General features: G+C 68.1%; 8 protein-coding genes and 1 pseudogene. 5 read left to right on the top strand and 4 right to left on the bottom strand.

Going from position 1 to position 6868, the window contains the following annotated elements:
* Positions 1-153 precede the first annotated feature (153 nt).
* From OTB16_RS37675 to OTB16_RS37665, 3 genes are all read right to left on the bottom strand, one after another.
* A protein-coding gene (locus OTB16_RS37675; RefSeq protein WP_267727213.1) for an IS3 family transposase occupies positions 154-1406 on the bottom strand; the annotation gives its coding sequence in 2 pieces (ribosomal slippage) (positions 154-1124 and positions 1124-1406; 1254 coding nt in all).
* A 116-nt stretch (positions 1407-1522) separates the two neighbouring features.
* Complete coding sequence (locus tag OTB16_RS37670) at positions 1523-1735, bottom strand: DUF4287 domain-containing protein (RefSeq protein WP_267727211.1); 213 nt, start codon at positions 1733-1735, stop codon at positions 1523-1525.
* A gap of 74 nt (positions 1736-1809) precedes the next feature.
* Positions 1810-2487, bottom strand: a complete 678-nt coding sequence (locus OTB16_RS37665; RefSeq protein WP_267727210.1) for a DUF998 domain-containing protein — start codon at positions 2485-2487, stop codon at positions 1810-1812.
* 105 nt (positions 2488-2592) lie between these two features.
* Between OTB16_RS37665 and OTB16_RS37660 the strand changes: the two genes are divergently transcribed.
* Together OTB16_RS37660 and OTB16_RS37655 are read left to right on the top strand one after the other, a co-directional pair.
* Positions 2593-3213, top strand: a complete 621-nt coding sequence (locus tag OTB16_RS37660; RefSeq protein ID WP_267727209.1) for a TetR/AcrR family transcriptional regulator — start codon at positions 2593-2595, stop codon at positions 3211-3213.
* A gap of 463 nt (positions 3214-3676) precedes the next feature.
* Positions 3677-4108, top strand: a complete 432-nt coding sequence (locus tag OTB16_RS37655) for a DUF3592 domain-containing protein (protein ID WP_267727207.1) — start codon at positions 3677-3679, stop codon at positions 4106-4108.
* Positions 4109-4504: 396 nt separating this feature from the next.
* On the opposite strand, the pseudogene OTB16_RS37650 reads toward OTB16_RS37655, so the two are convergent.
* Positions 4505-4681 (bottom strand): annotated as a pseudogene (locus OTB16_RS37650) (Scr1 family TA system antitoxin-like transcriptional regulator); the annotation flags it as partial.
* A gap of 26 nt (positions 4682-4707) precedes the next feature.
* On the opposite strand from OTB16_RS37650, the gene OTB16_RS37645 reads away from it, so the two are divergent.
* The 3 genes from OTB16_RS37645 (at position 4708) to OTB16_RS37635 (ending at position 6277) form a co-directional block, all read left to right on the top strand.
* Entirely contained in the window at positions 4708-4854 is a 147-nt protein-coding gene (locus OTB16_RS37645) for a hypothetical protein (RefSeq protein WP_267727205.1), read from the top strand.
* Positions 4855-5030: 176 nt separating this feature from the next.
* A complete protein-coding gene (locus tag OTB16_RS37640; protein WP_267727203.1) occupies positions 5031-5243 on the top strand; it encodes a hypothetical protein in 213 nt (70 codons plus the stop codon).
* Positions 5244-5968: 725 nt separating this feature from the next.
* Positions 5969-6277, top strand: a complete 309-nt coding sequence (locus OTB16_RS37635; protein WP_267727202.1) for a chaplin — start codon at positions 5969-5971, stop codon at positions 6275-6277.
* Positions 6278-6868: the final 591 nt, after the last annotated feature.

Here is a 6868-nt window from a genome sequence, read left to right as displayed (position 1 = left end):
GTCAGGAGAATGTCTGTGGTTCAGCTCAGGGAACACCAGGTCGTGCAGAAGTCGGCGTTCCGGAAATGGGTTGGATTCTCTGCAAGATCGTCTGTGCCCGCTCAGGGGGCCCGGGGCACGATCGTGTGAATCGTTCCGGGTTCGATAGAGATCTCAGGTGTTGGCTGTGATCTGGTGTTTCGTGGTTGATCGGTAGTGGTTGGCTTCGTATTCGACGGGCGGGATGTGCCCTATCTCACCGTGAAGTCGGCGATGGTTGTACCAGTCGACCCATTCGGCGGTGGCGAGCTCGACGTGAGAGAGCGTTTTCCAGGGCCGTCCGGGTTTGATCAGTTCGGTTTTGAACAGGCCGATCGTGGACTCCATCAGGGCGTTGTCGTAGGCGTCGCCGACTGATCCGATGGAGGCCGCGATGCCGGCGGCGTCCAGGTGTTCGGCGAGCCGGAAACTCGTGTACTGCGATCCGGCGTCCGAGTGATGTATCAACTCGCCGCGCTGGTGCGGGTATCCGTCGCGGTCGCGCTGCCACAGCGCCATCTCGAGCGCGTCCAGGACGAGCCTGGTCTCCTTGGAAGTGGCGGCCGACCAGCCGACGATACGGCGGGAGAAAGTGTCCACGACGAACGCGGCGTAGACGACGCCGGCCCAGGTGGTGATGTGGGTGAAGTCGGCCACCCGGCAGCGGTTCGGCGCGGTGGCGACGAAGTTCCGGTCTACCAGGTCCGGGGCCCGTGCGGCGGACGGGTCGGGGAGCGTGGTGATCACCTTCTTGCCGCGGTCGGCGCCGGTGATGCCGAGCTCTCGCATGAGGCGTTCGACGGTGCAGCGGGCCACGTCATGGCCCTGCCGGCTCAGCTCGCGCCAGATCTTCCGGGCCCCGTAGACGCGGTAGTTGGTGGTGAAAACCTCGTGGATCAGGGCCTTCAGTTCCGTATCGCGCACGGTTCGCGCGGACGGTTCAGCAAGGCGCTTGTGGTGGGCGTAGTAGGTAGAGGGGGCGATCTTGCAGTCGTGCTCGGTGAGCGTTCTGCAGATCGGCTCGACGCCGCCGAAGCGGTCCCGGTGCTCGTCGATGAACGCTACGAGCGTGTGTGTGGCCGGTCGAGCTCGGCCGCGAAGAAACTCGCCGCGGCCTTCAGGATGTCGTTCGCCCGCTTCAGCTCGGCGTTCTCCTTCTTGAGGGCCTTGAGCTGGGCAGACTCCTCCGTCGTCGTCCCCGGCCTCTGCCCGGAGTCGACCTGGTCCTGGCGGACCCACTTGCGCAGTGTCTCGGTCGAGCCGATGCCCAGCTTCTCGGCGACCGCTTTGATCGCGGCCGACTCGTTCGGGTAGTCACTACGAACTTCGGCGACCATACGGACCGCTCGTTTGCGCAGCTCAAGGGGATAGGAGGAAGGACGTGCCATGACTCGATTCTTTCATCTAATCGAGTCTCCACCGAACCCGGAACGATTCACGACTGCACCGAGGCCGAGCGTCCGTACCGTGGGACCCGAATAGGTCCCACGGCGTAGATGCCCGGTTACTTGCCGCTGTCTTCGGCGAGGGTGTGGGCGACGAGCGCGTTGGCGTGGCCGTGGCCGATTCCATGCTCGGTCTTGAGCCAGGTGACGAGTTCCATGTGCTTGGTCAGGGGCGAGGCGCGGATGAGTTCCTTCCACTCCGCGATCGGGCGGCCGTACTTCTTCTCGATCGAGGGGAAGTAGCTGGCGGGGCCCTTCACCGGTGCGCTCATGGGCGTTGTCCTACCTGTTCGCTTCGAAGAGTTCATGCTTGTCGTCTTTGTGTCCAACGTCCGGGCGGATGCCGCTAGTTCTGCGTGGCCGGGATCGTGGTGGCCAGCCGGGCGGTGATTGCGGTCAGCCACAGCAGGCCGAGGGCGGCTCCGGCCGTGAAGGCCAGCACGGTGGCGGAGGACGCGGCGAACCCCGCGAGGACACCGAGCGGCACCAGGCGGGAGCCCAGGGCCCAGCCTCGCTGTCGCAGGGCGGCGAAGTGGCGGGCCAGCACCAGAAAGGATGCGCACAGGGCGAGGAAGCCCACCATGGCGCTGAGCATGTGGAGGGCGCCGTGCCAGCTGAGGGAGGCGGCCGGGGCCTCAGGAGTGCCGGCGGGGAATCCGGCGCCCGGGTCGGCGGTGAATACCGCGGCGAGAAGGAACGAGGCGCCGAACACGCAGATCAGACGCGGCGCCCAGCAGCCTTCGGCTGTGCCGGGCAGCGTGTGGCGGATTCCGGCGGCACCGGCGATGGCCAGCGCGCCGGTGAGCAGGAAGCTCGCGACCTGGATCCATCCCAGGTCGCCCAGGCTGAGCTGGCTGATCGCGTTGCGGGTGAAGTCGAAGCCGTCTTGGGCGAGTCCCTGGACTGCGCCGGTGCCCAGGAACAGCGGACCGGCCGCGATGCCACCGGCAAGCAGAGCCCGGGTCTTGGCCCGCGTCGTCGATACGATGGTGGCAGTGGCTGGAGTGCCGATGGCCTGAGTCATGAAATCCCCCTGGATAGAACTAGACGGTCTGGTACTCGTTCGGAGTCGGGCGCTAGAGTAGCCACGAAGAAACTAGACTGTCCAGTACTGGTGAGGGGATGGGTCATGACGGCAAGCGAGGAAGGCCGGTCGGCACGCAAGCGCAAGGCGATCATGGACGCGGCGACCAGGGCGTTCATGGCCAAGGGCTACGCCGGGACCAGCATGGACGACATCGCGAAGCTCGCCGCGGTCTCCAAGCAGACCGTCTACAAGCACTTCACCGACAAGGAGAAGCTGTTTGCCGAGGTCGTCCTTGCCACCACCGACCGAGTCGACGCCATGGTCGACCTGGTGGCCGACATCCCGGCCGACGCCCACGCCCTCGAAGAGAACCTCACCCGCCTGGCCCGCCAGTTCCTGACCGCCCTCACCCAGCCCGAGGTACTCCAGCTTCGGCGCCTGATCATTGCCAACGCCGACACGTTCCCCCAGCTCGGCGCCGCCTGGTACGAGCAGGGCTTCGAACGCGTCCTGGCCACTCTCGCAACCACTTTCCAACGCCTCGCCGACCACGGACTCCTCCGCATCGCCGACCCCCACCTGGCCGCCAACCACTTCTCCGGCCTACTGCTCTGGATCCCCGTCAACAAGGCCATGTTCCACGGAAGCCCGCAGCACACACAGGACGAACTCGACCGCTACGCAGCCGCCGGGATCAGAGCCTTCCTCGCCGCCTACAGCTGACCTCGGCAACACCCAACCGAGACTCCCCTCGCAGACATACGACCAGCGCCGCTGCAGACCTCAACTCGCAGCTCCTGCATCAACCTGACCAGCCGTCAACCCCCGAAGGACTTACAGAGCCGACCACTTAGGGCCCACGGGCATCACCCCCGGCGAGGTCACCTCACCAGACACGACTCGGATGGCCTGCAAACTGCGAGTCGGTTGCTGTATTGAGGCCGCTCCTGTTGGCGAAGGGGCGGCCTTCAGCATGTCTAGGGTCCGGCTGTCGAGGGAATGGCGTCGGGGTGCTGTTGTGCGGAGTTCGCCAGGGCGGTAGAGGACGTGGCGCTCGCCCCGCCCCGGTGAGCGCGGTGCGGGAACCGGAGGGGTGCGGGGGCGCATCTTCACGGGAGTCGTCGGCCGGATAACGGGGGGATGCGGAATGTTCGCTGGAAGTGGGGCCTTCGGGCTCGTGCTCGGGATGCTGGGACTGCTCATCGCGGCCTTCGGCATCGGAGCGTTCGTCTTCATGCGGCGGAAGGCCGCGGAGTACCAGCAGACGCTGCGGGCCGGTCTGATGGCGGAAGGCCGGTGCCTGGAGACGTATGTGGTGCACCACCAGTCGTCGAACGGGTCCGGGAGCAGCCAGCGGCGGCTGATCGTGGGCTTCCTGACCTATGACGGGCGTCAGATACGGGCCACAGTCGCCGCGCGGCAGCCTTATGTGGCGGGGGACCTGGTGCCGCTGCGGTATCTGCCGCACCGGCCCGAGCGGGCGGTGGTGGACGGGGCCCCTGTGCGGCTCGGGGTCGCGTCGTGCGTGGTGGGCGGGATGACGGTGATGCTTGTCGGCATGGGGTTGGTCTTCGCCCTGATCGGCTTCGTTGGGGTCATCTTCGCGTCGCGCACGTGAGTGGTTAATCGGTTGCCGCTGACGTCGGCCTCTGCTGCACTGAGCCGTTTCCAACCTGACAGCGGAGCTGCAGACCAACGCCCACCCGGCCGTCCGCACCGGGGTACAGGGCGCGGTCGCCCGGACGCTCGAACTCGCCCAGGGTTGTCCGAGCTGGAAGACGCCGATGCGGTGCTCGCGCGCGGTACCCGGACGACGTCGGCATCGATGGGGGAACAGCGCTGGTCGTACGCCGGTACGCGACTGCCGCACACTGGAAGGCGCCTGGCTCTGAGCACCGGTCGGGGGAACACGGCTCGGGGCCGATTGCCAACCACTGCGGCCGGCCCCTGGAGACCGTGCACTGTTCCCATCCCACTCACCGGTCGTCTGCACCACACAAGAGCGCCCTTGGTCTCAGGGGCGGCTTGCCGCGTCGATGTGCGTCTTGGTGACGTCGGTGATGAAGTCGCGGCTGCTGCCAGGGTCGAGAGCCCGGGCCTGGAGGTGGTCGTACAGCACGCTGTAGTGCTGCACGTCGGATGGTTTGTCCAGGTAGAGGTCGCTGGTGTACCGGTCCAGGTGCACCACCCCTGCTGCAGGGTTGTCGGTGCCTCGTCGTGCCGCGCACGCACACCGAGGAGTTGCCGGACGGGACCGCGGTGCGGCTGGGGGTGTGGCTGTCCAACACCGGCATCCGCCGCGAGGGCCTGACCGTCGAGCAGCGCGAGCGCCTGACCGACCTCGGCGTCGACTGGGCCCAGTAGGCCGCCCGGCATGCCGGCCCGTGCCAGCGGCCGTCACCTCACGTTCCGGATCCCAGGCTCCGAGGGGTTCGGCCATTCGGGTTGAGATTGCCCGCGTCCGGGCGGGCGGCGAGACACCGAGGCGGCCCCTGCCTACCTTCTAGGGTGTTCCTTGCCCGCTCGACAAAGGTGGATTCGTGCGATCTGTGCGTTCTCTTGTCACCGTCCTCGCCGCCGGCATCGTCGTCCTCGGCGGTGCGTCCGCAGCCAGCGCCGACGTGAATGTCAACTACCAGCCTCAGGACTCGTACACGTTCGTTTTCGGCGACTGGACCCAGGTCGCCGGCGGCGACCTGTTCAACGCGGGCCACGACAACACGGTCGGCTGGAAGTTCGGCTCGAAGTACTGACAGCGGCACCCCGCAATGCCCCTTGCCGAGCGGCAAGGGGCATTGCGTTTTGTGCCGCTTCCCGGGGTCCTGAAGAACCAGTGACGGAGTCAAGGCGAGGAGAGCCCGCTCCAGCGGGGCTGTGCCCAGGAGACAAGGCCCCAGCGGCCTGGTGCGCTCGACCCGGCGCAGGGGGCCACGGCTCCGGGGCCCCGGAACAGGCCGTGCGACGTGGCCTGTCCGCAACGTGGCGATGATGCGGTTGGTGTTCTGTCCGGGGAGGTTGTGGACGGGTGATGCGGGTCTCGGCTGAGGGATCTTGAACGGGTGAGGGCCCCCGGGTCCGTGCGGAGTGCGACATCTACACCGACCAGAAAGGCCCTCGCGGCACACCGTAACGCACCCCCTGACCGTGGCCGGACGGCTGCCGTCCGGCCCGCCGCGTGGCCCGGGGACGACCGGCCGCTGCGGCGGGCCCCCCGAACGCTTCCAGGTCTCACACTTCCACCGGTGAGCGGTGGGCCGCCCGTTTTACCGCGCCCTCGGCCAGGCATGAGCGACCGGTCCCCCCGCCGCACCACAAGCCCCGGCCGGACCTCGACCCACCCTGCCGACAGGACTGGAGAGACGGCCGCCTCGATGTCACCGGTCCGGCCTAACGGCCGTAACCGCCTCCCTGCCCGCGCGTTGGACGGGCGCACATGCCGTACACCCTGCGGCAGGTCCACATTCATGAGGAGATCTTGATGTCGCGTATCGCAACGGCCGTAGCGGTCACCGCCTCAGCCGCCGCCATCCTCGCCGGCGGCGCCGGCCTGGCGGCCGCGGACGCCACCGCCGAAGGCGCAGCCATCGGCTCCCCCGGCGTCCTGTCCGGCAACGTCGTCCAGGTGCCCATCCACATCCCGGTCAACATCTGCGGCAACACCATCAACGCCGTCGGCGCCCTCAACCCGGCCTTCGGCAACGTCTGCATCAACGCCAGCGGCGGCGGTGACAAGGACAACCACTACAAGGGCGAGCACCACAAGACCGACCAGCACGGCGAGTACTGAGCACCCAGGCCACTGGCCTGCAGGCAGCCACCGTCCCGGCACCAGCAGGCCACGCACGCCTCTGAACCAGCCGCATGGCTGAGGGGAGTCACCACTGAGGTGACTCCCCTCAGCCATGCGTTCCCCAACTCGCGGCGAGGACGGGACGAAACCAAGGATGGCGACCCCAGCCGGATGCCGCGGCCGGACCGGCCCCGAACGGTACGACGCCTGCCACGCACACATCCAGGCTCGCCGAGGTCCTGGGGCGGGTACGTCATCGGCAGACAGCTCCCTCGGTCAAGGTCAGCGCGTACGGGACGGGCCCGGCCGGCCGGCCGGGGTCCGGACGGGGCCGGACCGGTACACCGGTAACGGGTGTGGCGGTCGGCAGACCACGGCCCGCGCTGCGCACCACTCGACCGGTACGCGGCTTTGTGGCCAGGGGCGGGGTGCCGGTCAGGGAGGCGGCTTTCGCCTGCGCGCGGAAGGCCTGCGGCCGGTGCCAGTCGGTGGCGGCCTCCACCGCCTCCACGAGCGCGATCAGCAGCGTGAGGACGACCGCGGCGCTGCCCCCGCGTGCGGCGCGCGGGGCCCGCTCCAACGCCCGGG

The organism is Streptomyces antarcticus (genome assembly GCF_026627255.1).
Lineage (GTDB): Bacteria > Actinomycetota > Actinomycetes > Streptomycetales > Streptomycetaceae > Streptomyces > Streptomyces antarcticus.
The sequence above is the reverse complement of the archived record's forward strand: the minus strand, read 5'-3'. Positions and strand labels throughout refer to the sequence as shown.